Origin of the sequence: Ruminiclostridium hungatei, from assembly GCF_002051585.1 — a bacterium.
In the GTDB taxonomy this organism is placed as follows: Bacteria; Bacillota; Clostridia; order Acetivibrionales; family DSM-1351; genus Ruminiclostridium; species Ruminiclostridium hungatei.
Window position 1 is genome coordinate 36,556 of the sequence record NZ_MZGX01000020.1, and the last position, 26,960, is coordinate 63,515.

At 42.5% G+C, this 26,960-nt stretch carries 27 protein-coding genes; 24 read left to right on the plus strand and 3 right to left on the minus strand.

The annotated features are described in order from the left end of the window. Positions 1 to 184: 184 nt before the first annotated feature. The 5 genes from CLHUN_RS14580 to CLHUN_RS14600 all read left to right on the plus strand — a co-directional run bounded on the left by CLHUN_RS14580 (position 185) and on the right by CLHUN_RS14600 (position 3,808). Complete coding sequence (locus tag CLHUN_RS14580; protein WP_080065367.1) at positions 185 to 616, plus strand: DUF3788 domain-containing protein; 432 nt, start codon at positions 185 to 187, stop codon at positions 614 to 616. 141 nt (positions 617 to 757) lie between these two features. Then, complete coding sequence (locus CLHUN_RS14585) at positions 758 to 1,465, plus strand: thioesterase II family protein (protein WP_080065368.1); 708 nt, start codon at positions 758 to 760, stop codon at positions 1,463 to 1,465. A 109-nt stretch (positions 1,466 to 1,574) separates the two neighbouring features. Continuing rightward, complete coding sequence (locus CLHUN_RS14590) at positions 1,575 to 2,390, plus strand: nitrilase-related carbon-nitrogen hydrolase (protein WP_080065369.1); 816 nt, start codon at positions 1,575 to 1,577, stop codon at positions 2,388 to 2,390. A gap of 2 nt (positions 2,391 to 2,392) precedes the next feature. Then, a complete protein-coding gene (locus CLHUN_RS14595; RefSeq protein WP_080065370.1) occupies positions 2,393 to 3,094 on the plus strand; it encodes a 4'-phosphopantetheinyl transferase family protein in 702 nt (233 codons plus the stop codon). 81 nt (positions 3,095 to 3,175) lie between these two features. Then, positions 3,176 to 3,808, plus strand: a complete 633-nt coding sequence (locus CLHUN_RS14600) for a chloramphenicol acetyltransferase (RefSeq protein WP_080065420.1) — start codon at positions 3,176 to 3,178, stop codon at positions 3,806 to 3,808. Positions 3,809 to 3,878: 70 nt separating this feature from the next. Here the strand turns inward: CLHUN_RS14600 and CLHUN_RS14605 are convergent, their stop codons facing one another. Next, positions 3,879 to 5,918 (minus strand): beta propeller repeat protein, encoded by a 2,040-nt coding sequence (locus tag CLHUN_RS14605; protein WP_080065371.1) that lies wholly within the window; start codon positions 5,916 to 5,918, stop codon positions 3,879 to 3,881. A 155-nt stretch (positions 5,919 to 6,073) separates the two neighbouring features. Between CLHUN_RS14605 and CLHUN_RS14610 the strand changes: the two genes are divergently transcribed. From CLHUN_RS14610 to CLHUN_RS14660, 11 genes are all read left to right on the plus strand, one after another. After that, positions 6,074 to 6,628 (plus strand): hypothetical protein, encoded by a 555-nt coding sequence (locus CLHUN_RS14610; protein ID WP_080065372.1) that lies wholly within the window; start codon positions 6,074 to 6,076, stop codon positions 6,626 to 6,628. A gap of 24 nt (positions 6,629 to 6,652) precedes the next feature. Next, positions 6,653 to 7,246, plus strand: coding sequence for an HD domain-containing protein (locus CLHUN_RS14615; RefSeq protein ID WP_080065373.1), 594 nt, complete (start codon positions 6,653 to 6,655; stop codon positions 7,244 to 7,246). 37 nt (positions 7,247 to 7,283) lie between these two features. Further along, positions 7,284 to 7,748, plus strand: a complete 465-nt coding sequence (locus tag CLHUN_RS14620; RefSeq protein ID WP_080065374.1) for a pyridoxamine 5'-phosphate oxidase family protein — start codon at positions 7,284 to 7,286, stop codon at positions 7,746 to 7,748. Positions 7,749 to 7,973: 225 nt separating this feature from the next. Beyond that, on the plus strand, positions 7,974 to 8,150 hold the full coding sequence (locus tag CLHUN_RS14625; protein WP_080065375.1) for a DUF1540 domain-containing protein: 177 nt from the start codon (positions 7,974 to 7,976) through the stop codon (positions 8,148 to 8,150). A gap of 120 nt (positions 8,151 to 8,270) precedes the next feature. After that, a complete protein-coding gene (locus CLHUN_RS14630) occupies positions 8,271 to 9,227 on the plus strand; it encodes an aldo/keto reductase (RefSeq protein WP_080065376.1) in 957 nt (318 codons plus the stop codon). 112 nt (positions 9,228 to 9,339) lie between these two features. Beyond that, positions 9,340 to 10,293, plus strand: coding sequence for a metallophosphoesterase (locus CLHUN_RS14635; RefSeq protein ID WP_080065377.1), 954 nt, complete (start codon positions 9,340 to 9,342; stop codon positions 10,291 to 10,293). Between the two features lie 51 nt (positions 10,294 to 10,344). Next, complete coding sequence (locus tag CLHUN_RS14640; protein WP_080065378.1) at positions 10,345 to 12,708, plus strand: helicase C-terminal domain-containing protein; 2,364 nt, start codon at positions 10,345 to 10,347, stop codon at positions 12,706 to 12,708. Between the two features lie 24 nt (positions 12,709 to 12,732). After that, on the plus strand, positions 12,733 to 14,847 hold the full coding sequence (locus tag CLHUN_RS14645; RefSeq protein WP_080065379.1) for an ATP-dependent helicase: 2,115 nt from the start codon (positions 12,733 to 12,735) through the stop codon (positions 14,845 to 14,847). Between the two features lie 117 nt (positions 14,848 to 14,964). Next, complete coding sequence (locus CLHUN_RS14650) at positions 14,965 to 15,543, plus strand: YqeG family HAD IIIA-type phosphatase (protein ID WP_080065380.1); 579 nt, start codon at positions 14,965 to 14,967, stop codon at positions 15,541 to 15,543. A 25-nt stretch (positions 15,544 to 15,568) separates the two neighbouring features. After that, positions 15,569 to 16,462 (plus strand): shikimate dehydrogenase, encoded by an 894-nt coding sequence (gene aroE / locus CLHUN_RS14655; RefSeq protein ID WP_080065381.1) that lies wholly within the window; start codon positions 15,569 to 15,571, stop codon positions 16,460 to 16,462. Positions 16,463 to 16,545: 83 nt separating this feature from the next. Beyond that, positions 16,546 to 16,812 carry a late competence development ComFB family protein gene (locus tag CLHUN_RS14660; protein WP_080065382.1) on the plus strand — a complete coding sequence of 89 codons (267 nt, stop codon included), beginning with the start codon at positions 16,546 to 16,548 and terminating at the stop codon, positions 16,810 to 16,812. 3 nt (positions 16,813 to 16,815) lie between these two features. Here CLHUN_RS14660 and CLHUN_RS14665 read toward each other — a convergent pair whose 3' ends face one another. Then, positions 16,816 to 17,952, minus strand: a complete 1,137-nt coding sequence (locus tag CLHUN_RS14665; protein ID WP_080065383.1) for an LCP family protein — start codon at positions 17,950 to 17,952, stop codon at positions 16,816 to 16,818. Positions 17,953 to 18,445: 493 nt separating this feature from the next. Here CLHUN_RS14665 and CLHUN_RS14675 point away from each other — a divergent pair, with 493 nt between their 5' ends. From CLHUN_RS14675 to CLHUN_RS14700, 6 genes are all read left to right on the plus strand, one after another. Next, a complete protein-coding gene (locus CLHUN_RS14675; protein WP_080065385.1) occupies positions 18,446 to 18,817 on the plus strand; it encodes a hypothetical protein in 372 nt (123 codons plus the stop codon). Positions 18,818 to 19,084: 267 nt separating this feature from the next. After that, the gene (iorA, locus tag CLHUN_RS14680) at positions 19,085 to 20,824 is read left to right on the plus strand and encodes an indolepyruvate ferredoxin oxidoreductase subunit alpha (protein ID WP_080065386.1); all 1,740 of its coding nucleotides are present in this window, start codon (positions 19,085 to 19,087) and stop codon (positions 20,822 to 20,824) included. Between the two features lie 2 nt (positions 20,825 to 20,826). Further along, the gene (locus CLHUN_RS14685) at positions 20,827 to 21,402 is read left to right on the plus strand and encodes an indolepyruvate oxidoreductase subunit beta (protein ID WP_080065387.1); all 576 of its coding nucleotides are present in this window, start codon (positions 20,827 to 20,829) and stop codon (positions 21,400 to 21,402) included. 163 nt (positions 21,403 to 21,565) lie between these two features. Next, positions 21,566 to 22,867: a phenylacetate--CoA ligase family protein gene (locus CLHUN_RS14690; RefSeq protein WP_080065388.1), complete on the plus strand. Its 1,302-nt coding sequence runs from the start codon at positions 21,566 to 21,568 to the stop codon at positions 22,865 to 22,867. A 59-nt stretch (positions 22,868 to 22,926) separates the two neighbouring features. Further along, entirely contained in the window at positions 22,927 to 23,358 is a 432-nt protein-coding gene (locus tag CLHUN_RS14695) for an ACT domain-containing protein (protein WP_080065389.1), read from the plus strand. A gap of 124 nt (positions 23,359 to 23,482) precedes the next feature. Beyond that, the gene (locus tag CLHUN_RS14700; RefSeq protein WP_080065390.1) at positions 23,483 to 24,832 is read left to right on the plus strand and encodes a polysaccharide deacetylase family protein; all 1,350 of its coding nucleotides are present in this window, start codon (positions 23,483 to 23,485) and stop codon (positions 24,830 to 24,832) included. A 177-nt stretch (positions 24,833 to 25,009) separates the two neighbouring features. Here CLHUN_RS14700 and CLHUN_RS14705 read toward each other — a convergent pair whose 3' ends face one another. Further along, complete coding sequence (locus tag CLHUN_RS14705) at positions 25,010 to 26,020, minus strand: SDR family oxidoreductase (protein ID WP_080065391.1); 1,011 nt, start codon at positions 26,018 to 26,020, stop codon at positions 25,010 to 25,012. Positions 26,021 to 26,208: 188 nt separating this feature from the next. Between CLHUN_RS14705 and CLHUN_RS22150 the strand changes: the two genes are divergently transcribed. Beyond that, positions 26,209 to 26,379, plus strand: coding sequence for a hypothetical protein (locus CLHUN_RS22150; protein WP_165755765.1), 171 nt, complete (start codon positions 26,209 to 26,211; stop codon positions 26,377 to 26,379). Positions 26,380 to 26,626: 247 nt separating this feature from the next. Next, positions 26,627 to 26,950, plus strand: a complete 324-nt coding sequence (locus CLHUN_RS14710; RefSeq protein WP_242656527.1) for a helix-turn-helix domain-containing protein — start codon at positions 26,627 to 26,629, stop codon at positions 26,948 to 26,950. Positions 26,951 to 26,960 lie beyond the last annotated feature (10 nt).

A 26,960-nucleotide genomic window follows, 5' to 3' on the forward strand; every position in this document is an offset into this window, starting at 1 on the left:
TGACCACACTTGTCATATTTGGTGCGCTATAATTATAGGTGGATAAATTGCGATGCATTTTTATTTGAATTTTTTATTTGCATTTATTGAATCTTTATATTTTGTATTTTTGTTTTTTGTTATTTTTAAATTTAACCGCTATTGCGGTAATGAATACGTATATTTAAAAAAGAGGTGAAAAGAATTGTATGAGCGAATGCTGATAAAGGAAGTACAGCCTTCCATGGAGGATATTTTCAGCACGATTGGCAAGGAGGGAGAAAAGCACTGGAAAATACTTGACGAGTTTTTCAGAAGCTCCTATGACATCGAGGCTGAAATCCGCTTTCCCTTTGGCAACAGCTACGGCTGGGGTGTACGGTACAGGCACAGGAGCAAAACCTTATGCTACATGTTTCCTGAAAATGGAGCATTTACAGTGTTTTTTCAGATAGGCAAGCAGGAGGTGGCAAGGGTGCTTGAAAAGCTGGCGGACTTTTTGCCAAGAACCGTTGAAATATGGGAAAAACGCTATCCCTGCGGAGAGGGTGGCTGGCTCTATTACAGGGTGCTGAAACCGGAGGAAATCAATGACATAAAGGAGCTTATAAAATTTAAAAAGAAACCTGTAAGATAAGTACAAACAGTTTTTACAAATTTCTGGTAAAATGTTATTATATGAAATATAATGCTGAAGACGGAAAATTTTTCATAAAGAACTTTGGCGTTAGTACCTTTTAAATGCAATCTAGTTTAAATAACATTAGCAGGTGATTGGATGAAAAACATAAAATTATTTTGTATCCCATACGCAGGAGGCTCTGCAACAGTTTATGGAAAGTGGAAACCATACTTGAACGAGGCTATTGAAATTATACCGCTGGAGCTGGCCGGAAGGGGAAAAAGGTTCGCCAGCGACCAGTACAGGGATATTGAAGAAGCAGTGAGAGATGTTTACGAACAGTTGAAAGATAAAATAACCGAAGACACATCCTATGCGGTTTTTGGTCACAGCATGGGCAGTCTGATAGCTTTTGAACTGGCATATAAAATTCATGAAAATAAGCTGCCACCTCCGATACACTTGTTCTTTTCAGGGAGGAAACCGCCTGATGACTGCAAAGAGGCTACGGCATATCACAAGCTGCCCAATGAAGGATTTCTCCATGAAGTGAAGAAATATGGTGGAATGACGGAGGAAATATTGGCGCAAAGAAAACTGATGGACATTTTTTTGCCTATAATACGAAATGATTTCAGGATTATTGAAACCCATTCCTTTTTGCAGAAGGACAGCAAGCTGAACTGTGATATTTCTGCATTTTACGGTAAAAAGGATGATATGACGGAACAGGATATGCAGGGCTTTGAAAGGTTTTCCATGAAGGCATGCAAGGTCTATGGCTTTGACAGCGGGCATTTTTTCATTGTGGAGGATATGGAAAGTGTTACTGATACAATTAATAATATTTTATTAAACCGCTGATATGGCGGAAACAGGGAAGCGGGAACAGTGATGGTATGGAACGGTAGTTACAGGAACGGTGCTATTACTTATTACGGAACGCTTATTTTATAAAGACGGCAGGTGACGCATGGGTGATATTATGAAAGCGGCGGCAATTCAAATGGACTGCCGGTGCTGTGATGTAAAGGCAAATCTTGAAAAGGCCGGAGTTTTATTGAAAAAAGCCAAAGCTGCAGGGGCTGAACTGGCGGTTTTGCCTGAGCTTTTTAATGTAGGCTATGATTTGGATGCGCTGGAAGGCCTGGAATACAATTATAATGAGACTGCTGATGAAATCTCCCGGCTCTCAAAAGATTTGAACATGTACATAGTGGCCGGAGTTTTGGAGAAACTCAACGATAAATACCATAACTCCGCGCTTATATTTGACAATAAGGGAACTATGGTGGACAGGTACAGAAAGGTAAACCTTTTTCCGCTGGGCAGGGAGAAAGAAATATTTGAACCGGGTGTTGAAACGACAACTTTTAGCATTGACGGCATTAAATTTGGGGTTATGATATGTTATGACATAAGATTTCCGGAATTAGGCAGGAAGTATTTCCAGGAGGGTTGTGACGCATTGCTGGTGGCCTCGGCTTTTCCTTTTGCCCGTCAGGAGCACTGGAATACCCTCATTAGAGCAAGGGCCATTGAAAACCAGTCCTATGTCATTGCCGCAAACCGCTGCGGAATGGACGGCAAGACCCGATTTGCCGGAAATAGCTGTATTGTTGATCCCTGGGGCAATGTGTCTGGTGTTCCGGACAATTTTCAGGAAGCTGCAGTGGTTCAGACAATGGATATACAGGAAAGCAACAGAGTCCGGAAACTGTTTCCCATAAGAGAAGACAAGCAGCGGCTGGATTCTGTCCTGTCAATTAATAAGAGAAATGAGCAGTAGATATGCTGGAAATTTATGCTGTGAGACTGGACTATACTTTTGAAAAAAACAAATATGATGAGCTGCTCACCTGTATAGCTGCTGAAAAGCGTGAAAGGGTGGGCAGGTTTTTTAAATATGAGGATGCCCTCAGAACTTTGATTTCCGATATTCTGGTAAGATATCTGGTGTGTGACAGACTGAAGGTGAAAAACAAGGAACTGCTTTTCAGTGCAAATGAGTACGGTAAACCATTCCTGGCGAACTATGACGGTATCCAGTATAATACCTCCCATTCGGGCCGGTGGGTGGTTTGTGCCCTGGCTGACAGTCCGGTGGGGATAGATGTGGAGCAGATAAAGCCAATTGATTTGAGGATTGCGGAAAGATTCTTTTCAAAAGAGGAGTTTGCAAGTCTTATGAGTAAGGAGGAGGCTCACAGGGAAGAATTTTTCTATGAGCTCTGGGCTTCCAAGGAAAGCTATATCAAGGCAATAGGCAGGGGTCTGTCAATACCTCTGGACTCCTTTTCAGTCAACATAGGGGAGAAGTCTGTGAGGCTGGATTCACAATACCAGGCGGCTGCTTATTTCTTTAAAAAGTATTTTGTGGAGCCGGGCTTCAAAATGGTGGCCTGTTCCTGCGGCGGCGATTTTCCTGAGAAGGTGGAATTCATGGAAGCAAATGAATTGTATGAAAGAGCTTTAAGGCTGTTCAACCAATAGTAAAACATGTTTAAGATATTCAGAAGAAATTCAGAAAGTATTGAGAAGAAATTCAGAAGGGATTCAGGAGGGATAGCCAGCATGGAATTTATAGATATTGACAATTGGGCGAGAAAAGAACATTTTAATTTTTTCCACAAATCGGATTATGCTCAATATAATATTTGTGCCAATATTGACATAACGAGTTTTTTAAGCCTGGTAAAGCAAAAAGGACTTCCGTTTTATTATTCAATGATTCATGCTGCAACTCAAACTGCAAACGAAATAATCAATTTCCGCTACAGGATACGTGAGGACAGGGTTGTGCTGCATGAGAAGCTGACTCCGTCCTTTACCTATTTAAAGGATAAGGAAGAACTTTTCAAGCTTGTTACCGCAGAGTTGAGGGAGGATATACGGGAATTTGCAAGAGTGGCTGATGAAAAAGCCCGAGCACAGACAGAATATTTTCCCGTAAAAGAAAATGCAGGCAGGGATGATTTCGTGTACATTACCTGCATTCCCTGGGTGTCCTTCACACATATATCCCATACCTTCCACCTGAATAGGAATGACTCGGTGCCAAGGCTGTCCTGGGGGAAATACTTTACTCTCAATGACAAAATCCTGCTGCCCTTTTCGGTGCAGGTCAACCATGCGCTGGTTGACGGTGTCCATGTTGGAAAGTATTATACAAGACTGCAGGAATACCTGGATAATTTCAGCCTGTAATTTACAACAGCAGGATGAGAGTTTCACGGGTGGCATTACAGCCGTAAAATTGACTTATCCTGCTTACAGGTTAATTTATATCCTTGTAAAGGAAAACCCCGTTGCAATATACAAAGGCTCTGCCTCCGCCGGCAAAAAAGACAGGATAATAGATAGCTATGGGCAGGCTTTCCTTTTGCCAGGATGCGCCGTCTCCGGAGCTGTAAAGATTATCGGCAGTGCCGGCTAAAAAGCTGTTGCCGGTCCAAATTATGGAGCGGATATTTTCAAGGGCTCCTTCAGAAAACTCAGTCCAGTTTTTACCGTCAGGTGATTGGAAGGCTGTGCCGTCTGCACCGATAAAAATATAATGCTCCTTGTCATAAAGCACATATGCGGCTTTCCCCTTGTAATCGTTTATATGTATCCTTTTCCAGTTCAGCCCGTCATTTGAAAAATCAATATCTCCATACGCATTGCAGGCTATGTAGTTATTTTGTCCAACCACTATTTTTCCGTAGGCATTTGGAGCCTTTTTGGTTACCCAGTTCTTTTTATCTGAAGATACTGCCGTACCCAATTGTCCGGAGACTATATACCTGTCTTTGTGGACGGTGAAGGCATTAATATTTCCAATGTCCATGTACAGCCGGCTTGCCGGATCAATTTTCGTTGTTTCCCAGTCCACAAGGTCTTTAGAAACGGAAAATGAACTGTAATTATAGGTGGTATATACTTCACCCGTCCACCTCAGATTGGATGACCATATTTCATCCGGCAGTTTGTTTTGCTTTACCCAGCTTAAACCATCCTTTGAGGTATGTACACAGTTGTCTGCGTCAATTGAAATAAAGTTCTTTCCATCCCAAAACTGTGGCATATGCACAGCTCCGCCGGTTTTTATCCAGTTTGTCCCTCCGTCGTATGAACTGCTTATAATTCCGCAATCACCGATGCTGATGATGTTTTGTTTATTGCATATAATATCCCTTACGCAATTATCCATGGAACTTTCAGCAGCAATCTCTTTCCAGGCGGTACCGTCGGCGGAGGAGTAGATAAACGGCCCGTAAAAATAGCCCGGACGGTAAAAGCTGTTGGAGACCAGGATATATGAGCTGCCTGTATGTACCATTAAGCAGGACTGTGTATAGGAGTCCATTGACAAACTGCCGGTTTTGATGATTTTTTCGCCATCTGAGGTTTTATAGATAGAAAGATTGCAGTCGGGAAAACCGAGAATACCTTTATATTCCAACAGGGAAATGAGAAAGTCACTGCCTGTCCAGATAATATTCTCACAGGAGGTGAAATCAATGAAATTTTCAGCTTTTTTCATGCTTTTTTCTGAAAGCTTTTTTGTAGTCCAGTTATAGCCGTTATTTGAGGTTGCCGAATACACTCCGGAGATATATACGGAATCATTGGTGTTAACTGTGTTTATGCCTATAGTGATGAACATCTGTCCATTCCAGGCTATTTTGCTGAAAGACGGGTGGTTTTTAACTGTTTTTACCTGCCAGAGGAGACCATTCAGTGAAGTACAGATTTCTCCAGCACTACCTGTTGTTACAAATACTTTGCCGTTGAAAACAGCATCATTTACTGTGGTTTTGGCTCCGGTGGAAGATACCTTCCAGTTAAGTCCATCCCTGGACGAAAGAATTTCACCCGGCTTCTCGGTAAAGGCGATAAAAAGCTTCTTTCCATATATGATTTTTTTGATGGAATTATTGGTAACAGGCTTGACGACAGTCCATTTGAAACCATCTGCAGAGTAAAGAATAGTACCCTCATCGCCAACTATAACTATTATATTTTCTGAACAGGCCACATCAGCAAGCTGGCTGCTGCACCTGGAGAGGAGCCCGGTATTGGTTTCCCAGCTCATGCCGTCATAGGAGGTCCTGACTGTTCCTCTGCTGCCTGCGGCAATATATAATTTGTTTTTAAAAAAGGTTATGCTGTTAAGATTGCTTGAAGACTTATCTTTGTCTATCAGCCATTGACCTGAGGGAGCTGTGCTGTCCTGCCCGGAGGTTTCGGAGGCAGGTTCCGCATCACAAATACGGGCTGGCGTTGTAAGCAGTAAAAGTATTATTGCAACTACAGTAAAAACATATTTTTTCATTTAAAGCATTACCTCCGCAAGTTTAAAATATGGTTGAAGTATGTACCACAATTAGAATATAATAACAAATGTAATTTTACTACCAATGAAATTACAAAACCAGAAGATAAATATTAAATTTGTAATACAAATTAGTTTATAAGTGAGGTTCAGACATGAATAAAAGTGCGTTTAATATGATCGGTTTTGCTTTTTTATTCCTATTTATCGATTTCCGGATACAGGGCTTTGATATTTTGCCTGATATTGCCGGCTATGTTCTCTTTGCCTTCGGTACCTATGCCATAATAGCCTTAAGCGGGCATTTCAGAAAGGCTTTTTACCTTAACCTGCCCCTGTTGGTGATTTCAATATCTGACCTGTATCAAAGGCCTTCAAATGAATATTTTGGCCCGGTCAATCTGGGTTCCCTTGGGCTGTTGTCCATACCCTTGGCTCTTGTGAGTATAGCCTTGAGCATAGCGTTTGCCTATTTCCTTTTCCAGGGCATTATTGAGGTTGCTGGCAGTAAAGGTCTGGGTTCCATCGCTGAAAAAGCCGGCAGCCAATGGCGGCATTATTTATTCATCCAACTGGGAACTCTCCTGGCACCGGTGATGGCCTTAATCCCTGTTATAGGAATAGGCTACATAATCGCACTATTGGTTATTTATTTTATTATAGTTTGTAGTATAATGAGATTTATGAATGAATGCGGCAGTACTTTATAATACGGAATGATAAAGGAGATAATAATGTGGCAGGAGCGCCTGGAAAGGCAGATGCGGTTTATTACGGAGATTGACCGGCTGAAGCGGATTTTCCGCCAGAATGTAGTTATAGGGACTACTGAAAATGAAAACGATGCGGAGCATTCCTGGCATATGGCTGTCATGGCAATGCTGCTGTCTGAATATTCAACAGAAAAAAACCTGGATATGCTCAAAGTACTGAAACTGATACTTGTTCATGACCTGGTGGAAATTGATGCGGGAGACACCTTCTGCTATGATGAAAAGGGTCTGGAGGATAAAGCCGAAAGGGAGAAAAAGGCGGCTCAGAGACTGTTTGGCATATTGCCGGAGGAGCAGGCACAGGAAATTTTTGAGTTCTGGAGGGAGTTTGAGGAGCTTGAAACTCCGGAGGCGGGATTTGCTGCATGTATGGACAGGCTTCAGCCTCTGCTGCTGAATTTTAACACCGCCGGGCATACCTGGCAGAAGCCGGGAGTAACCAGTGAGAAGGTTCTCAAGAGAAACAGGCTGCTGGAGCAGCATGTGCCCGAACTTTGGAATTTTGCCAGAAAAATGATTGAAAGCTCCATTGAAAAAGGTATTTTAAAAAAATAATTTAAATATAAAATTTGTTGCAGCGGAGGATGGAGTCATGTTCAGAGAAATGAGAAGAAACGACAGACAGGTCAGCAGTGATGAAGCGCTGAAGCTTATGGAGGAAGCACAATACGGTGTGCTTTCCACAACCGGGGAAAATGGATACGCTTATGGAGTGCCCCTGAACCATGTTTTATTGGACAAGGGCATTTATTTTCACTGTGCTCAGGCAGGTGAAAAAATTGATAATATAGGTTTTAACAGCAAGGTTTCCTTTTGTGTCATAGGCAATTCCGAGCCGATTCCTGACAAATTCAGCTACAGATATATAAGTGCAATAGCTTTCGGAAACTGTACCGAGGTTTCAGGAGCAGAAAAGGAAGCAGCTCTGCTGGCTCTTGTTGAAAAATACTCAGGCGGATTTGTCCAGCAGGGTATTGAATATATAAAAAAGGATATGGACAAGACGAAGGTTATGAAAATCGCCATAGAGCACATAACAGGGAAGGCCAGAAGGTAGGAGAAGCTTTGTTATTTGCATAATTTAACCTGTTGAGTTAGTCAGAATGGGTTAAACATGCAAAAAGCCTGGACGCTACCTACTCCCGGACGAGTTTCAAATAAATGCTTGCATATAGAAATATGAAATTAATCATCCCAACAGGTTAATTTAGGAAGAATAAAAAATTCACTTATCCAGATAATATTTATGAAAAATAATTTATTTATTCTGGAGGAATATAAAATGAAAGCTAAGAAGATGGATCAACCGAACCATGGAATCAAATGTATTGTCAACACCTGCAGCTATCACATGCAAGGCGACTACTGCACTGCTGACAAGATTGAGGTTCATCCAAGAAATGCCTCAAATTCACAGGATACCGACTGTTCAACATTTACTCCCGTCGCAAGCGTCTAAAGTGTAAAAAGCCTACAAGCCTGTTAGGAAAATTCTTAACAGGCTTGAATTTTTATTACATATAAAGTAACATAAAAAGAATAGGAACCGAAAATTTACATATGCAGGGGGCCTATCCGGATGAAATATTTTGAGATAAATGATGTGGAAAACAATAAAATAAAAATGTCCAGAATTATCCTGGGAGGAATACCTTTCGGCACAATCCTTGATGAACGGCAGTCCTTTAAAATGATGGACAAGTATGCAGAAGCCGAGGGGAATACCTTTGATACCGCCAGGGTATACTGCGACTGGCTTGAAAATGGCCATTCCGCCAGCGAAAGGACAATAGGACAATGGCTGAGATCCAGAAACTGCAGAAAAGATATCGTACTGGCCACAAAAGGCGGGTATCCTGCAGTTACCGGTGAATCACGTCTGTCACGGCAAGAGCTTGCAGGGGATTTGGACGAAAGCCTGAGAACCCTTCAGACTGATTATGTTGATATATTTCTTTTGCATAGAGATGATATAAATGTACCTGTGGATGAGGTGATGGATACCTTGCATATGCTTGTCAGGCAGGGAAAAACCAGGGCCGTGGGAGTGTCCAACTGGACATGTGCAAGAATAAAGGAAGCCAACGAATATGCTGATAAAAACAACAGGCCTCGGCTTGTGATTTCACAGATTCAATGGAGTCTTGCAGAATGCTTTCCCCATAATTTCAACGACCTGACCATGGTATGTATGAATCCGGAGGAGTACCGGCAGTATCTGGAGCTGGGGCTTCCTGTAATGGCCTATTCCTCTCAGGCAAACGGCTTGTATTCAAAAGCTGATGCGGAGCTTGAGTTAATTCCCGCCAAGCTGCAGAAATTTTTGACTCTTGAGAATATCAACCGGTTTAACAACCTGCAAAAGCTGTGCCAGAAAAAGGGCTACAGCAAAACCGCAGTTGCGTTGAATTATGTTATGGATAACAGGCTAAGCGGGTCGGCGATTATAGGCTGTACAAATATGGAACAGCTTGAGGATTGCCTGAAGGCGGCGGATATTACCCTTTCCCTTGAGGAACTGGACAGTCTGGTATAGCTTTTGCCTATTGAAATTTTTCTTTATTTATATACTTTATTATGTTTTTTCGTATGACTTCGGAGCCTGCAAAATATATTATAGTATGTATTTTTATTTAAAAAGGTGAAATATGAGGGGGATAAATCCTGCCAGCACTCTACTTCTGCTGACATTTATATGGAATCTCGCAGTTTTTATTTTTTCAAAGGCTGTAAAGCCCAAACTCAAAAAGAAAATAAATTCCGGAATTACTGCATTGATTATTCTGCTGTCAAATCTGTGCCTTGTGTTTGCGCTGGTTTATTTTTCCACAGTTATAGGCGTTTCACACTACATGCTGGAATCCAGGCGCATACCCGCCGAATTTGACGGTTTTAAAATACTTCAGATATCTGATTTTCATACAGGCACTTTTCATGGAGGAACAAAGGCACTTATTCAGAAGTCTGTGAAGGAAAAGCCTGATATTATTGCCATAACAGGCGACCTTATTGATGAAGACAGGATAAACACACAACCGGTTAAGGAATTGGCAGCAGCACTTGTTAAAGTGGCTCCGGTGTATTTTGTGTCGGGGAATCACGATGTCTGGTATAATGGTTTTGAGGACTTTGAAAAAATGCTGGAGAATCTGGGAGTACAGCTTTTGGACAACCGGCAGTTTCTTCTCCAGCGGGGCGGTGCAGGTATTATGCTGTTTGGCATCCGGGACCCCAATAGCTGGAATGACCTTATGGCTGAGGCTTACCTGAAGGAAAAGCTGGGGGCTTTCAAGCCGGGAGAGGGCTTTAATATACTCCTTTACCACAGGGCAAACATGTTCGAGCTTATCAAGGGCAAAGGGTTTCAATTGGTGCTTTCAGGACATATGCACGGAGGTCAGGTACAGCTTCCCTTTATTGGAGGACTGGTTTCTCCTCAGCAAAAGCAGCGGTGGTTTCCCGATTTTACCGACGGCAGGTGGAACGCCGAGGGTACGACCATGATTGTCAGCAGAGGGCTGGGAAACAATGCGCCGGTGCCCAGGATGTTCAATCCTCCCGAGCTTGTGGCAGTTACCTTGAAAAGCACTGAAGAACACTGAAAAGCAGCCCGGATTACCGTAAAACCTTTTATTAAACTTTAAGGAAAAACTATGGAAAAAGCTCAGATAAAAATTTCAATCAGAAATCTTGTGGAACTGGTATTGAGATCGGGAGATATAGACAGCAGGCTTGTATCCTCCGGCCGGATGCTGGAAGGTACCAAGATTCATCAGAAGCTTCAAAAGGAAAGCGGAGACAGGTATACAAAAGAAGTATATCTATCCTACGACTATCTCACAGACGGCTTCAGCATAAAGCTTGAGGGCCGTGCCGACGGGATTATTTCAGAACCTGAAGGAATCGTCATAGACGAAATAAAGTCAACAGCAAGGCCGCTGGAATATATAGATGAAGAATTCAGCCTGCTTCACTGGGCCCAGGCTAAATGTTATGCCTTTATTTATTGTGTTCAAAATGAAATCAAGGATATTTTCGTTCAGCTCACTTATTTTCAAATAGATACGGAAGAGAAGAAGATAATCCGCAGGGCTTATGAAATAAATGAACTGCAGGACTTCATAAAGCAGCTTCTGGACAGTTACCTGGTTTGGGCCAGGATGTCCGATGCCTGGAATTCCGTGAGAGACAGCTCCATCAAGACTCTTCAATTTCCTTTCGAAAAATATCGCAAGGGTCAGAGAGAACTGGCCGTGGCGGCATACAAAACAATAATGCAGGACAGAAAGCTTTTTGTGCAGGCCCCTACAGGAATAGGAAAGACTATTTCTACGCTTTTCCCAGCGGTAAAAGCCTTTGGTGAACAGCATATCTCAAAGATTTTTTATCTGACTGCAAAGACCATAACAAGGCAGGTTGCCGAAGAGGCTTTCTCAAAAATGAGGGAGGTCGGACTGAAATTTCGTACCCTTACCCTCACTGCCAAGGAAAAGATTTGTTTCTGCAGTGAGGTAAACTGCAATCCAGACCACTGTGAATATGCCAGAGGACATTATAACAGGGTCAACGCAGCCTTGACGGACATATTGGAAAAATCCCAGGTTTTCACAAGGGAGATAGTTGAAGAATACGCTCAAAAGCACAGGGTATGCCCTTTTGAGTTTGCATTGGATATCTCTCTCTGGGCGGATTGTGTCATATGTGATTACAACTATGTATTTGACCCAAGAGTTTATTTAAAAAGATTTTTCCTGAACAACGAAGGGGATTATACCTTTTTGGTAGATGAGGCTCATAATCTTGTAGACAGGGCAAGGGAGATGTTTTCTGCACAAATATCAAAGACGGCTTTTTATGAGGCTAAAAAGAATATGAAGAAGCATCAGCCCCAAATAGCCCGGTCGCTTAGCAATATAAATACCTGCATGATTTCACTGAGAAAACAGTGCGGGCAGACAGGCTATATGATAAACAGGGAGGAACCCGGCGACCTGTACAAGCTTTTGAACCGTTTTGTGACAGAGGCGGAGGAGTGGATAGTAAAGAACCAGAACAAGGGGATAGAAGGTTTTGATCAGTTGTTGGAAGTGTATTTCAGTGCAATAGCCTTTTTGAAAATATCGGAATTTTATGATCAAAGATATGTAACCTTCATTGAGACAAGCGGCAGCGAGGTAAGAGTAAAGCTTTTCTGCGTGGATCCCTCATATCTGCTGGGGGAAGCCGTTAAGAGAGGAAAGTCCGCGGTCTTCTTTTCTGCGACTTTGACACCCCTTGGTTATTTTATGGATATTCTGGGAGGCCATGGGGAGGATTATAATATAAACCTTTGCTCCCCCTTTGATACAGACAGGCTTTGCCTGCTGGTGCAGGACACCGTATCCACAAAGTACAAAAACCGCGAGAACAGCTATGATTCCATTGTTGAAATTATAAAGGCGGCTGTTGATATTCGTGTGGGCAATTACCTTGTTTACTTCCCCTCCTATAAATATATGAATGAGGTATACGGCAGATTTACGGAAAAATATCCTGAATTGGATACCTTCGTGCAGGAAAGTGCAATGAGCGAGGAAGAAAGGGAAGTATTCCTTAGCAGATTTCAGCCTTCCAATGCCTCTTCCATGGTCTGTTTCGGAGTATTGGGAGGAATTTTTTCGGAGGGAATAGATTTAAAGGGCGACAGGTTGATAGGTGCCATTGTCATAGGTGTGGGGCTTCCCCAGATAAGCATTGAACAGGATATAATAATGGAATATTTTCAGAAAAAGAATGGTATGGGCTATGAAAATGCCTATATGTTTCCGGGTATGAACAAGGTGCTCCAGGCTGCCGGGCGCGTCATACGTTCGGAGAATGACCGGGGTGTGGTGCTGCTGGTGGATGAGCGCTTTTCACAAAGAAACTATAGGAGCTTGTTTCCAAAGCATTGGGAGCATGGCAGCAATGTGAGAAACAACCGTGAACTGCAGAAAAAGCTGCAGCAATTCTGGATGGTGCACAATGGGGTAAAATAACTGAAAGAGGACTGGAAGGTTAACTTGGACTTTTTTAATACATTAGACAGGAAATATAATATTAGGTTGAATTCCGAGCAAAGGGAAGCTGTAAGACATGGAGAAGGTCCGGCGCTGATACTGGCGGGGCCGGGCTCTGGAAAGACAACGGTCATAACCGCCAGAGCTGCTTTTCTTATAAAAGAAGCAGGAATAAGGCCTCAGAATATACTTACCCTGACCTTTAACAAAGCTGCCCAGCAGGAGATGGAAAAGAGGTTTGGCAGGCTGTATGGCTCTGACATTTCTGAGAAGGTTCACTTTGCAACGCTCCACAGTTTTTGCAACAGGGTGGTCAGGGAATATGAAAGAATGAAAGGACGAAAGCTCCAAAGGATAGAAGGCAGTGAGCAGGAAACCGGCAAACACAAGCTGTTGAAAGATATTTACCTGAAAATCAACAATTCCAGAATAAATGATGATGAACTGGAAAACCTGATAAATGAAATAGGTCTGGTGAAAAACAGCCTGATAAAGGAGTTTGAAGGACTGGGCTTCAACACAAAAAGGTTTCCGCAGGTATACCGGGCTTATGAGGACTACAAAAAAAGCAATCTGCTGATTGATTTTGACGATATGCTGACCTATGCTTTCAGTATACTGACCAAATATCCCCGGCTGCTGGCCTATTACAGGAATAAATATACCTATATCCAGGTAGATGAAGCTCAAGATCTTTCAAAAATACAGTTTGAGCTGATAAGACTTCTGTCGGCAGAGAGCGGCAATGTATTCATAGTTGCTGACGACGACCAGTCCATATACGGCTTTCGAGGTGCCGAGCCCCAATATATTCTGGATTTTGAAAAACAGTTCGGACAGTGCAGCATCTACAGGCTTGAACGCAATTACCGCTCCGCAGGAAATATTGTAAGGCTCAGCAGCAGCTTTATCAGGCAGAACAAGAACAGGTATGACAAAAACCATGCTGCGGTAAATGCGTCCGGTAAGGAACCTGAAACCGTCAAGACCAGGAGCCAGAGGGAACAACTGAAATTCATACTGGACAAGCTGGAGGAGGGCGGAAATAGCTCCGGGGATATCCCTTTCCATACAGCCGTTTTATACAGGAATAACCTGTCCTCCATACTGGTGGCGGATTTGCTTGAAAGAAACGGTATAGGGTTCAAAATCCGCCAGAACAAGCTGCACTTTTTCAGGCACTGGCTGGTCCAGGAAATAACCGCCTTTTTGCACTTTGCACTGAACCCTCGGGATGTTGAGGCCTTTTCAAAGATATACTACAGAATGAACCGGTATATATCAAAAGCCATGCTTGAGTGTGCGCTGTCCGGAAGCGGAAACCGGCCTGTCATAGACTGTATTATGGATGGAATAGAGTTGAAGCCCTTTCAGTTGGAAGGCTTGCAGGCAGTCAAGCTGGAATTTGCACAACTGGCAGAAAAAAGACCCTGGAATGCGCTGGAATACATTAAAAACAACTTTAAATATTTGGAAAGTGTCAAGGAGTACTGCGGGCTTATGGGTATTTCCTGTGAATATAACTACAGGCTTTTTGAAATCTTGCAGGAAATCGCCTATAACTGTAGCAGTATTGTCGGGTTTCTGGACAGGCTGGCTGAATTGGACAGGCTGTTTGAGGGGAATAATGCAGCAGCCTGCGCAGGGGGCGGTGCGGCTGTTACGCTCAGTACCCTGCATTCCTCAAAGGGCCTGGAATACGACTGTGTATTCATGATAGACCTTATAAACAGTGAACTTCCGGGGGACAAGCTGTTGGAAAAGGCGGTGGAATTGAAGGACATGTCCGTGCTGGAGGAGGAGAGAAGGCTCTTCTATGTGGGAATGACACGGGCCAGACAGGAACTTTACCTGGTTTATCCTTCTGCTTCAAACCACGAAAATCTTCAAGCCTCCGTATTTATATCCGAGGTGTGCAGACTATTCAATAATGAACTTGAAAAAGGCTTTTCTGAAGGAGCGGGAGTAATTCATAAGAAGTTCGGGCAGGGCAGCATCGTATCAATGGAGCCAAACAGTATGACCGCACGGGTCAGATTCAAAGACGGCCAGGTAAGGACTCTCGACCTGAGGATATGCATTGAAAACCGTATGATTATGTTTGAAGATATACATTAACCTCGGAATTAATTTGAACAAAGTTACTGATAATAGATATTAAATAGAGAAATATAAGCTTGTGTGGCAGCAATTCTTTTGTTATTATAAATTAATTGACATGGAGGAAAATAACAAATGATTGAAAAGTACTACCCTGACTTTTATTATGACAGTATCAGGCACATAGACCTGGATATGCTGAAGAACAAAGGCATAAAAGGTTTGCTTCTGGACATAGATAATACTCTGGTACCCATGCACAGCAAGGATGCCGATGAAAATGCCTCAGGCTGGATTTCAGAGCTTAAGTCCAGAGGTTTTAAAGTGTGCATATTGTCAAATGCCACTGAAAAAAGAGTGGTCAGATTTAACAAGGACATAGCGGTTACCGCCATCCACAGGGCGTATAAGCCTTCAGGCAAAGCATTTCTGAAGGCTGCGGAGACACTTGGACTTGAGCCTGAAAATATAGCAGTTGTGGGAGACCAGATATTTACCGATATACACGGCGGAAACAAGGCAAATATGCTCACAATTCTTGTAAAACCTATAGATAAAAAGGAAATTCTGTTTGTAAGGTTGAAAAGATGGCCGGAAAAACTAATACTTTCCGGTTTTATGAAAAAGCTGGAACATCAGCTTAAGAGAAGGGAACTCTGGAAACGAAACAGACTGGCAATGGAAAAAGCCAGGTACACCGGATATAAAAAGTAATTGCATTTATTAAGGAGGAGCCAACATGAGGCTAAATGAAACTGTCAACGGCAAAACCGCATTATTCGGACTGATTGGCTGTCCGGTGGAGCATACGAAATCTCCTTATATCCATAACACACTATTTGATGAATTTAATATAAATGCTATATATGTGCCTGTCCACGTGGGGCAGGGTGACCTTCAAAAAGCAGTGGAAGGCATGAGGGCGCAGAATTTTTCAGGCTTTAACATTACTGTTCCCTATAAAAAGGAAATCATAAAATACCTGGATGATGTTTCAAATGATGCTCTGCTCATGGGAGCGGTGAATACCGTTAAAAACATCGACGGCAGGCTGAAGGGGTATAATACTGATGCGGAAGGTTTTTCAAGGGACTTTAAAGACTCTTTTGAAACGGGTTTTGAAGGCAAAAGGATAGTGCTGCTGGGAGCCGGAGGAACCGCAAGGGCGCTGGCCATAAAACTTGCCGCCGAGGGAGCGGAGAAATTGACAATTGTAAACAGGACCCTTGAAAACGCAAAGAATATCGTTGAACTGGTAAGAAACAATTACGGAAATGTCATAGACGGTATTACTCCGGATGCTCCCGGGTTCGCAAGGAGCTTTGAGGAAAGCCACATAATCATCAATACCACTCCTGCAGGAATGAGTACATATGAGACAAAAACACCCTTTGACCGCAATTTTACCTTTCAAAATCAGCAATTGGTTTATGATGTAATCTATACACCTGTGAAGACCCGCTTCCTGGAACAGGCGGAGGAATGCGGCTGCAAAATCAGAAATGGCTTTGGGATGCTGATAAACCAGGGTATTTCAGCTTTTGAAATATGGACGGGAAAGGCCGTGGCCAGAAGTCAGGCCACAAAAATTTTAAATCTTATAGTCGAAATAGAGGATTTAGAAAAAAAATAACGAATACAAATATTGGATAATTTATGCAGCGGGGTAATTCACAGAGTTAAGATTCAAGTAGAGTTTCCAAAGGAGGGCCAGAAATGGTTACTTTAAAAAATTACATGGAAGAAGTGGTCCTGAATCTTTTAAGAGGTGTTCTTGAAGATATGGACATGTGCAAGTGTGAACTTTGCGTAATGGATGTAGCTGCTCTTGCTTTAAATGACTTGCCGCCCAAATACATAGTAACTGAAAAAGGTGAGCTGTACTCAAAGGTCAATTCTCTCAGAAACCAGTTTGAGGTTGATGTCATAGCATCTATAACAAAAGCAGCCGTTGCCGTCAAAAAATCACCGAGACATAATTAATAGCTAAGGCTTGTCTTTTCCCGTACCTTTGGAATCCGTCTCTGCATTAGATGGATTTTTTACTGTTGCCGGGTTTTTGCTGTTGGTGGCAGGACTGCTGTCTTCGTCCTGCTCACTGGGTACGTATAAATCCGTAGGTGTAGCTATACCTCCAACGGATTTGAAATACGCAGAAACTATTTCTTCAGAGGGCAGTGATTCTTTTGTGTCAATATTAATCATTTTGCCGTTATAGATATAGAACCAGCCGCCATTAATAATCCTGTCCTCTCCGTCCAGTCTGAAGGAATTGAAGCTGCTGCCCGAAATATTTATAACGCCTGAGGCAAGTTTCAGGGCATCGCTTAAGGTCAGGTTGGTAATAATGTTTTCAAATGCATAGTTTATTACCGAATTGAACTTGGGGAGATACTGGATATTAAGTTTCTGGCTTATAAATGCCTTGATAAACTTAACCTGCATTTCTGTTCTCTTTATATCGCTGCCATCGTAAAATTGTCTCAATTCCTTAAGTTCACTCTTGGTATACAATCTTTCATTGGGTTTCCTGAATCTGAGCAACTGCTCAACCTTGTCTCCGTCCAGGAGCTGATAACCCTTTTTCAGGTCTATGTTCAAATCCTGAGACGGGTCTCTGTACCTTAAATCGGCAGGGACATCAAAATTGACTCCCCCAAGCATATCAGTGATTTTCTTAATGGAAGAAATATTTATGTGGACATAATAGTTTATGTTTATACCCGTAAGGTTGCTGACCTTTTCCGCAGCATACACCGCACCCTCATGCTTGCGGCCGCCTGCTGCATAGGCGGCATTTATCTTGGGCAGTATATTGTTTATCAATTTTACGTTTGTATCTCTTGGTATGGTGACGATACTTATCTGCTTTGAATCCGGGTTGTAATTTGCAACCATCATTGAGTCGGTATTGCCGCTGGACCTGTCGCCTACAAGTATGAGAAAATTCATGGGATCATTCTTTTTCGTGCCGGTAAGACCGTTGAGGATTTGTGGTATGGGAGCGCTGGAGCCCGGTTCGGGAGCTACATTATTTATGTAAAACATAAAAACCGTTCCAAGTACAAAAAGAAACATCCCCAAAATTATGGTAGTTATATAAGTAAACTTTCTTGTGTTCATTAAATGACCTCATTTGTAGTTTTGTATTTTATCATCATAGAATTATATCACAAAATGTTGTATATACCATATATAATCTCCAATCTTTTTTAACTTAAATCAATTTGAGTCACTATGTTTTCCAAGACCCTGTATCCGGGCATAAGCTACTGTACCCTCTATTGACAATGTATAACACGCCTCACACCGGCTATTTTGCCACTTTTCTTTGTTGTCGTCCTTGCCTTGCATCAGCAAGGCTGCGTCCATCCGCCTCGAAAACTGCCAAAATATCTCGGTGTGAGGTCGGAGATCTTTGAGAGAGAGAATTTGGCTTGCGGCAAGGCGAAGTCGCGAAGGAAGGTTTTGTGCCTTACAAACGGCTTCAACGTAGCCCAAGGGTAAATTCGCCGCTCAAAAACGTAGTATACATTGTTAATAGAGGGTAACATATTATGTTTACACAACATAATATATCATAGAGCGTTTATAGCTTTCTAAGGGGGGAAGGCACTTGGACTATATGGATATTGACAGGCTGAAAAACCTGTTTTCAGATATGCTGAGAAATCAGAGCACTCTGAGAAGTATGGATCTCGGAATAGAGGGAAAGCTCATAGCAATAGGTTACAAACCCTATTGGACAAATCGCCAGGATTCAAAGATAGAAACACTTGAATTGAATTTTATAGATAAAAGGGGGGTAATGGTTCCCATTATCTTAAAGAATGTGGTAGATTACGAGCTGTATCCCAAAGAGGGTAAAAAAAGTAAGAAGTACAGGGCGAATATGATTGAAATTATTCTCTTGTCACCTTACATGCTGTCAAGAAATTCAAAGGATGTTTACGACAAAATCAAACTTGAAATTATCTATGACGATTAGTTGAAATAGCTGTACACCTCATATCTGAAGTCAATTACCGTCGGCTTTCCATGCTGATGGTAATTGACTTTTTTAAAATTTTGAAAACTTTTTTACAGAGCCGGAAATTTTCCTGTTGAACCTGTATGTTAAAATCCATTATAATAATAATTATGGTTTAGCACTATAATTTGTTAAAATTTCTCTAAAATTTTCGGTAATTATGGAGAATTTTAGATTATTTTATTTTGAATTAAGCGTGGAGAACCCACGCGGATGGAGGTTAAGATGAAGAAGCTCATGCTTGGCAATGAAGCTGTAGCAAGAGGGGCATATGAGGCTGGCTGTGCGGTTGCAGCGGCTTATCCCGGTACACCCAGTACTGAAATTACTGAGTACATAGCAAAATATGACGAAATATATTCCGAATGGTCACCAAACGAGAAGGTTGCTCTGGAGGTAGCCATAGGTGCATCAATCGGAGGTGCAAGGGCTATATGCTCAATGAAGCACGTGGGTTTGAATGTTGCTGCAGATCCACTGTTTACTGTTTCCTATTCGGGTGTAAACGGCGGACTTGTTGTTATGGTGGCTGATGATCCCGGTATGCACAGTTCTCAGAACGAACAGGACAGCAGATTCTATGCAAGGTCCTCAAAGGTTCCCATGCTGGAGCCGTCCGACAGCCAGGAATGCAAGGATTTTGTCAAGTATGCCTTTGAAATCAGTGAGCAATTTGATTGCCCGGTAATTGTCAGGCTTACCACCAGGGTATCCCATTCTCAAAGTGCCGTTGAGACAGGAGAAAAAGAGGATATCAAGCTCAAGGCTTACGTAAAGGACGCTGATAAGTATGTTATGATGCCTGCCATGGCCAGAAAAAGACATGTTGAAGTAGAAAAGAGAATGGCGGCTCTGAGAGATTTCTCAAATACCAGCGGTTTAAATAGAATTGAGATGGGAAGTGAAGACATTGGAATAATAACCAGCGGCATTTCCTATCAGTATGTAAAAGAAGCTGTTCCCGGCGCTTCGGTGCTGAAAATAGGCATGGTGCATCCAATTCCCGAGAAAATGATTTCGGAATTTGCATTCAAGGTTAAAACCCTCTATGTTGTTGAGGAATTGGAACCTTTCTTTGAAAACCAGATTTTAAAAATGGGTATAAAGGTCATAGGAAAGCAAAAGCTGCCTGTAATGGGAGAACTCAGCGCCCAGTTGATTTCTGAAAAGCTGTTCGACATAAAGGGCGAGGCTGTGCAGCCTGCCGCCGGACAACCGATTCCCGTAAGACCGCCGGTTATGTGCCCGGGCTGTCCTCACAGGGGTATGTTTTATGTGCTTAAGAAGCTCAAGCTGAACGTCAGCGGAGACATAGGCTGCTATACCTTAGGAGCACTTCCTCCCAATGAATGTATGGATACCTGCATCTGCATGGGAGCCAGCATAGGTGTTGCTCATGGATTGGAAATGGCGCGGGGAAGGGATTTCAGAAAGAAGACTGTAGCCGTCATAGGAGATTCCACCTTTATTCACTCAGGTATTACAGGCTTGATAGATGTTGTATATAATAAAGGAAATTCCACGGTTCTGATTCTGGACAATTCCATAACAGGTATGACAGGCCATCAGCATAATCCTACCACAGGCTTTACAATAAAGGGTGAACCTACCAAACAGGTGGATTTGGAATTGCTGTGCAAGGCTGTTGGAGTTGAAAGGGTCACAATCGTTGATCCCTTTGATGTGAAAGAGTTTGAAAAGGTGGTGAGGGCAGAAATTGATGCGGACGAGCCATCGGTTATCATATCCCAGAGACCATGTGCACTGTTAAAAAATGTCAGGTTCGAAGGCACACAGAAAATATCCCGTGAAAAGTGCAAGACCTGCAGAGTCTGTATGAAAATCGGATGTCCTGCCATTGTTGACAAAGGAGATCATCTGGAAATAAATCCTGCTCTGTGTGTTGGCTGTAAGCTTTGTACAAAAATTTGCAGCTTTGGTGCAATAGAAAGGGCAGGTGAATAATTATGGATAAATTAAATCTTTTGATAGTGGGAGTGGGGGGACAAGGTACTTTGTTAGCCAGCAGAATCCTTGGCACGGTTGCATTGAAATTGGATTTTGACGTAAAGGTATCCGAGGTTCACGGTATGTCCCAGAGAGGCGGCAGTGTTGTTACCTATGTAAAATTCGGAAAGAAGGTTTATTCTCCTTTGATAGAAAAGGGTGAGGCAGACCTGGTAATTGCCTTTGAAGAGCTGGAGGCTTTAAGATGGACCGGTTACCTCAAGCAGGGCGGTAAAATGATTGTAAATGAACAGGAGATTAACCCCATGCCCGTAATAATCGGCAAGGCAAAATATCCGGAAAATATATTGGATACCTTAAAAGCCGGTTTAAGCATATATTCACTGGATGCACTTGAAATTGCCCGCCGCTGCGGTACGCAGAAAGCGGTAAATATTGTACTTCTAGGTGTAATGGCACGTCTTACCGGGATTGACAGGGAGATATTTGTGGATGCAATACACGAGGTTGTTCCGGCAAAGGTTCTGGAAGTAAACCTTAAGGCTTTTGAAGAAGGATATAACTATCATAAATAGAAATATAAATTTTTAAGATTTTTAGCCGATTGCTTTTGTGTGGGGCGGCGCTGCTGTAAACCCTGAAAGCCATTCCGGGTGGGATGTTTGGCGAAATATACAAAAGGGTGGTTTTATGAACCCCCTTGGAAAACTAAATATCTGAAACTTGGAGGGAAGTATTATGTCTTATTGGAATGAAAAATACGAATGTATGTCCAAAGACGAAATGAGGCGGGTCCAGACTGAACGTCTCATAAAAACAGTTACCAGGGTATATAACAACGTGCCTCACTACAAGGCGAAAATGGACAAGGCGGGAATTCTGCCAGGAGATATCAAGTCGGTGGACGACTTGAAGCATTTGCCTTTTACTTATAAGCAGGATTTGAGAGATACATATCCCTTTGGGCTGTTTGCCGCACCTATGAGTGAAATCATAAGAGTACATGCATCGTCCGGTACTACCGGTAAAAAAACGGTTGTGGGGTATACTAAAAATGATATAGAGGTTTGGGCGGAGGTTATGGCCCGTACCTTTGCGGGAGCCGGAGCGGGAAAGGAATCCTTTTTACAGGTATCCTACGGATACGGCCTGTTTACCGGAGGCCTTGGAGCGCACTACGGGGGAGAATACCTTGGTGCCACAGTCATCCCCACATCCTCGGGAAATACTAAATTGCAATTGTCCCTTATGCAGGATTTCGGAACTACTCATATTGCCTGTACGCCCTCATATGCCCTGTATCTGGCTGAGGAAATGGAGGAGTTGGGCATCAGGCCTGAAGACCTCAAGCTCAAAGCCGGTATATTCGGCGCTGAACCCTGGTCTGAAAGCATGAGGCGAGAGATTGAAGCAAGACTTAAAATCAAGGCCATAGATATTTATGGACTCAGTGAGGTAATCGGGCCGGGAGTTGCCTGTGAATGTGAATACCAATGCGGCATGCACATTCCTGAAGATCACTTTATTCCCGAAATAATCGATCCTGAAACCGAAGAGGTTCTGCCGGCAGGTTCACAGGGGGAGATTGTATTTACAACAATAACCAAGGAAGGTCTTCCCTTGATCAGATACAGGACAAGAGATCTTTCCTCCCTGAATTATGAACCCTGCAAGTGCGGGCGTACAGAGGTCAGGATGAGCAAGGTGACGGGAAGAACCGACGATATGCTTATAATAAGAGGTGTGAATGTTTTCCCGTCCCAGGTTGAAAGCGTGCTGCTCTCAATAGGTGAAACTGCTCCTCATTACATGCTCATAGTTGACAGGAAGGACAACCTGGATACTCTTGAAATCCAGGTGGAAATTACTCCTCAGCTATTCTCTGATGAAGTTAAAAAACTTGAGGATATTGAAAGAAAGATAAAGAAGGAGGTTGAAAGTACTCTGGGTATCAGTGCCAAAATAAAGCTGGTGGAACCCAAATCCATTCAACGAAGCGAAGGCAAGGCAAAAAGAGTAATAGACAAAAGAGTTTTATAATATCAATATTATGTATAATGGCAGTTCTTGAATAAATTAAGTAAAAGGAGGCCCACAACATGCTGGTAAAACAGATATCCGTATTCCTGGAAAACAAATCAGGCCGTTTGGCGGATGTAACAAGAACTCTGGCGGATAACGGCATCAACATATGTGCTTTATCCATAGCTGATACTACCGACTTTGGGATTCTGAGGCTGATAGTAAACAAACCCGAAGAGGCTGAGAAAATCCTCGGAGAAAATGAGTTTACGGTAAGCGGCACAAGCGTAATAGCAATAAGCGTGGAGGATAAGCCCGGCGGTCTTGCAAAGGCACTTGCTGTGCTTCAGGAGAATAATATCAGTATTGAATATATGTATGCTTTTGTTGGTAAAAACGGAAACAGTGCTTTTGTCATAATCAGGGTCGAAAAGCCTGAGGAGGCGGTGAAGACCTTATCAAGCTGTGACATAACTATCATACCCAGTCAACAGGTTTATTGCCAGTAAAGATTACAATATTGTAAAGAAGCCGGAGGCCCAAAACTCTGGCTTTTTTTTATTGTGTAGGATAATATGGAATTATGGGATATATCAATAAGCAATGTTAAGAACTGCAGAAGGGGAAACGGAAATGTGTAAAAAAATCAATTTTATTTTAGTCTTGGGTGTTATATCAATAATAGTAATTATTACTGCCGTCAGTCTCCTGTTTTTTACAACTCTTATGCCGGCGGCTGAATCTGACGGGACTACACCTGTGGCCCAAACTTCCATTACCAAAGCAGCCGGTACCGGCCATTTGGCACAAAACTCTCCTGAAAGTAATTCTGCCCCCAACGGCAAAAGTAATCCCGCAAAAGAAACAGCCAGAAAAGCATTTATTTCTGAGGCAGAAATACTTATAAAGGACACTCACTATATAAAGGCCAGTTTGTTATTGGGCAAGGCTTTGATGGATTTTCCCGAGGATAAGGAAATCTCGGTACTAAATGATAAGGCAGAGAACCTGGAGAAGCAATTGATTATTTACAAGGGCAAAATATATCATGTGTTTTTTCATAGCCTTATTGTTTACCCTGAGCTGTGCTTTACGGGGGATTCCATGGAGCAGGGCTACAACGATTGGATGACTACTGTAAGGGAATTTAAATTGATGATACAGGAAATGTATGAACGGGGCTATACGCTTGTTGACCTGAGAGACCTGTTTAAAATTGATGCTTCGGGAAAAATGGTCAGGCAGGATATATATCTTCCTGAAGGTCAGAAGCCTCTGGTTATTTCTGTGGACGATATGAGCTATTACAAATATATGGAGAAGGATGGTTTTGCCAAGAAGCTGGTACTTGATAAGGCCGGGAAGCTTGCATCACTTATAAATACTCCCCGGGGAGACGAAATAATATCAAAGGATGGAGATGTAGTTCCCATTTTGAATAATTTCATTGAAGAGTATCCTGATTTTTCATTTAAAGGAGCTAAAGGCACCCTGGCATTAACAGGTTATGAAGGAATACTCGGATATCGTACAAATCATAACAATCCGGACTGGCAGAAAGAAAGAGACGCTGTGGTGCCCATAGTTGACAAGCTTAAGGAAACAGGATGGGCTTTTGCAAGTCATAGCTACACACATAGAAGAACATTTTCCGAAGGAACCATAACCTTGGATTATCTCAAATATGATACGGATAAGTGGATGAATGAAGTGGGAAGTATAGTAGGAACCACCAATATATACATAGCTCCTTTTGGAGCAACCTTCAGGCAGAACGATGCCAGGCAGCGTTACATAGTAAGCCGGGGGTTCAATGTATATTGCGGTGTGGGACCTCAGCCCTCGTACATATTATATAAGGATAATGCATATATGGAAAGGCTTGACCTGGACGGCTACAAAATGTTTCATATGCCGGAACTGATGAAGGATTTGTTTGATGTGGACAAAGTATTTGACCCGGCGAGGCCGGGCTTTAAATAATCGGTAAAAATATATCAGTGCGTCAGATTCACCATACGGAAACGGGAAGTCCGGCTGGAAGGTAAGGCTTTGGCGGACAATGCATTTGCGTATGGTGGATTCGGAGCACTTGAAAAAATTACATTTTATCTGTCAATGCCATTGCCTTTTATCAGAACTTATTATCAGCACTGTTTATCAAAGCTTTTTGATTGAATTTTTATAGTTTTCTATAACATTGTCACACCAGCGGTCAAATTCCGGGTCGTCTTTCTGAAGCTCGGGGTGAGAAAGTACATTGTCCAATAATGCTCTGATGCCCTGATCGAAGCGCACGGTGGCATTAAAGCCGGGAACAAGCCTTTTCAGCTTTGAATTGTCAAAAATCACGGTGTTGGCTTTGTCACCAATCAGAGAACCGGTAAAATCATAGCTGCTGCATTCAGCCAGGTAGTACGAGGAAATGTGCACGGCATTCAGCTTTACACCCAGAGCTGAAGCTATTATTTCGTATATCTGATTCCAGGTCAGGCTTTCATCGGAGGTTATGTTAACAGCTTCCCCAACAGCGTGGATATTTCCCATGAGGCCTGTAAAGCCCTTTGCAAAATCACTGTTATGGGTAAGTGTCCATAGGGAGGTGCCATCTCCGTGTATTATTACAGGCTTGTTTTCCAGCATTCTTTTCGCAACCTGCCAACTGCCGTTATCACCGTGAACACCAAGAGGAATGCTGCGGTCGTCATAAGTGTGGCTTGGTCGTACAATAGTCACAGGGAAGCCTGTTTTGCGGTATTCTGAGATAAGCAGCTCCTCGCAGGCAATTTTATTTCTGGAGTATTCCCAATAGGGATTTGCCAGGGGAGTGGACTCTGTTATTCTGTAGTCGGAAAGAGGTTTTTGATAAGCAGAGGCGGAGCTGATGAAAATATACTGCTTTGTCTTGCCGGAAAACAGTCTTATATCCCTTTCAACCTGTGAAGGGACAAAGGCTATAAAATCTGCCACAACATCAAAAGAGAGATCTTTAATAAGAGCTGCAACACCTGCCTCGTCATTAATATCAGTCTTAATGACTTTTGCACCTTCGGGAACCCTGTCATTATTATTCCCTCGATTTAACAAATATAGTTCCCAGCCTTGTCTGACCAAAGCAGAAGAAATAGCAGTACTGATTGTACCTGTGCCGCCTATAAAGAGTGCTTTCATATGAATTCCTCCTGAAAGTATTTGAATAGTTTAAAACCATAGAAGTATTATACAACGGTTCAGATAAATTTGGTAGTAGTCTTAAAATCAGATATACTGCAAAGAATGTCAAAAACGTCGAGCAAGGATATATCTTTTATAATATAATAAAATCACTTCCGGAATAAAAATCAAAAGGAGGGCGAAATTTGGATTATTTCACAGAAACCTGCGCAATAATTACCTTTATAGAAAAGCGGATTAAGGAAAGACTGGAATTTAAGGAACTGGAAAAATCCCTGAATTTTTCTTATCGGCATATCAGGGAAATATTCAGGAAAAAGACCAATATACCGTTGTCCCAGTATACCCTCTATTGACAATGTATAACACGCCTCACACCGGCTATTTTGCCACTTTTCTTTGTTGTCGTCCTTGCCTTGCATCAGCAAGGCTGCGTCCATCCGCCTCGAAAACTGCCAAAATATCTCGGTGTGAGGTCGGAGATTTTTGAGCGAGAGAATTTGGCTTGCGGCTATGTTGAAGACGCGAAGGAAGGCTTTGTGCCTTACAAACGGCTTCAACATAGCCGAAGGGTAAATTCGCCGCTCAAAAACGTATTATACATTGTTAATAGAGGGTACCATAGCAAGAAAGATTGCCAACTGTGCACTTGAAATAGTATCTACTTCAAAAAAACTGACTGATATAGCAGCCGAGTATGGTTTTGGAAGCTACGATACCTTTACCCGTGCCTTTAAGCGCCAGACAGGCATAAGGCCGTCAGAACTGAGGCATTCGGGACTTAAATGCGGCAGGAAGCCTATCTGCTCAGGCGTATTTGTGCCGGTTATTTATAATATTGACAAATCCAAATCAGCCCTGTCGGTTTTATCGAAGGTGGAGATTGTGGAAAAAGCGGCGAAGCCTCTCGGGTTTCGCTGCTTTTAAATAGTTCCAT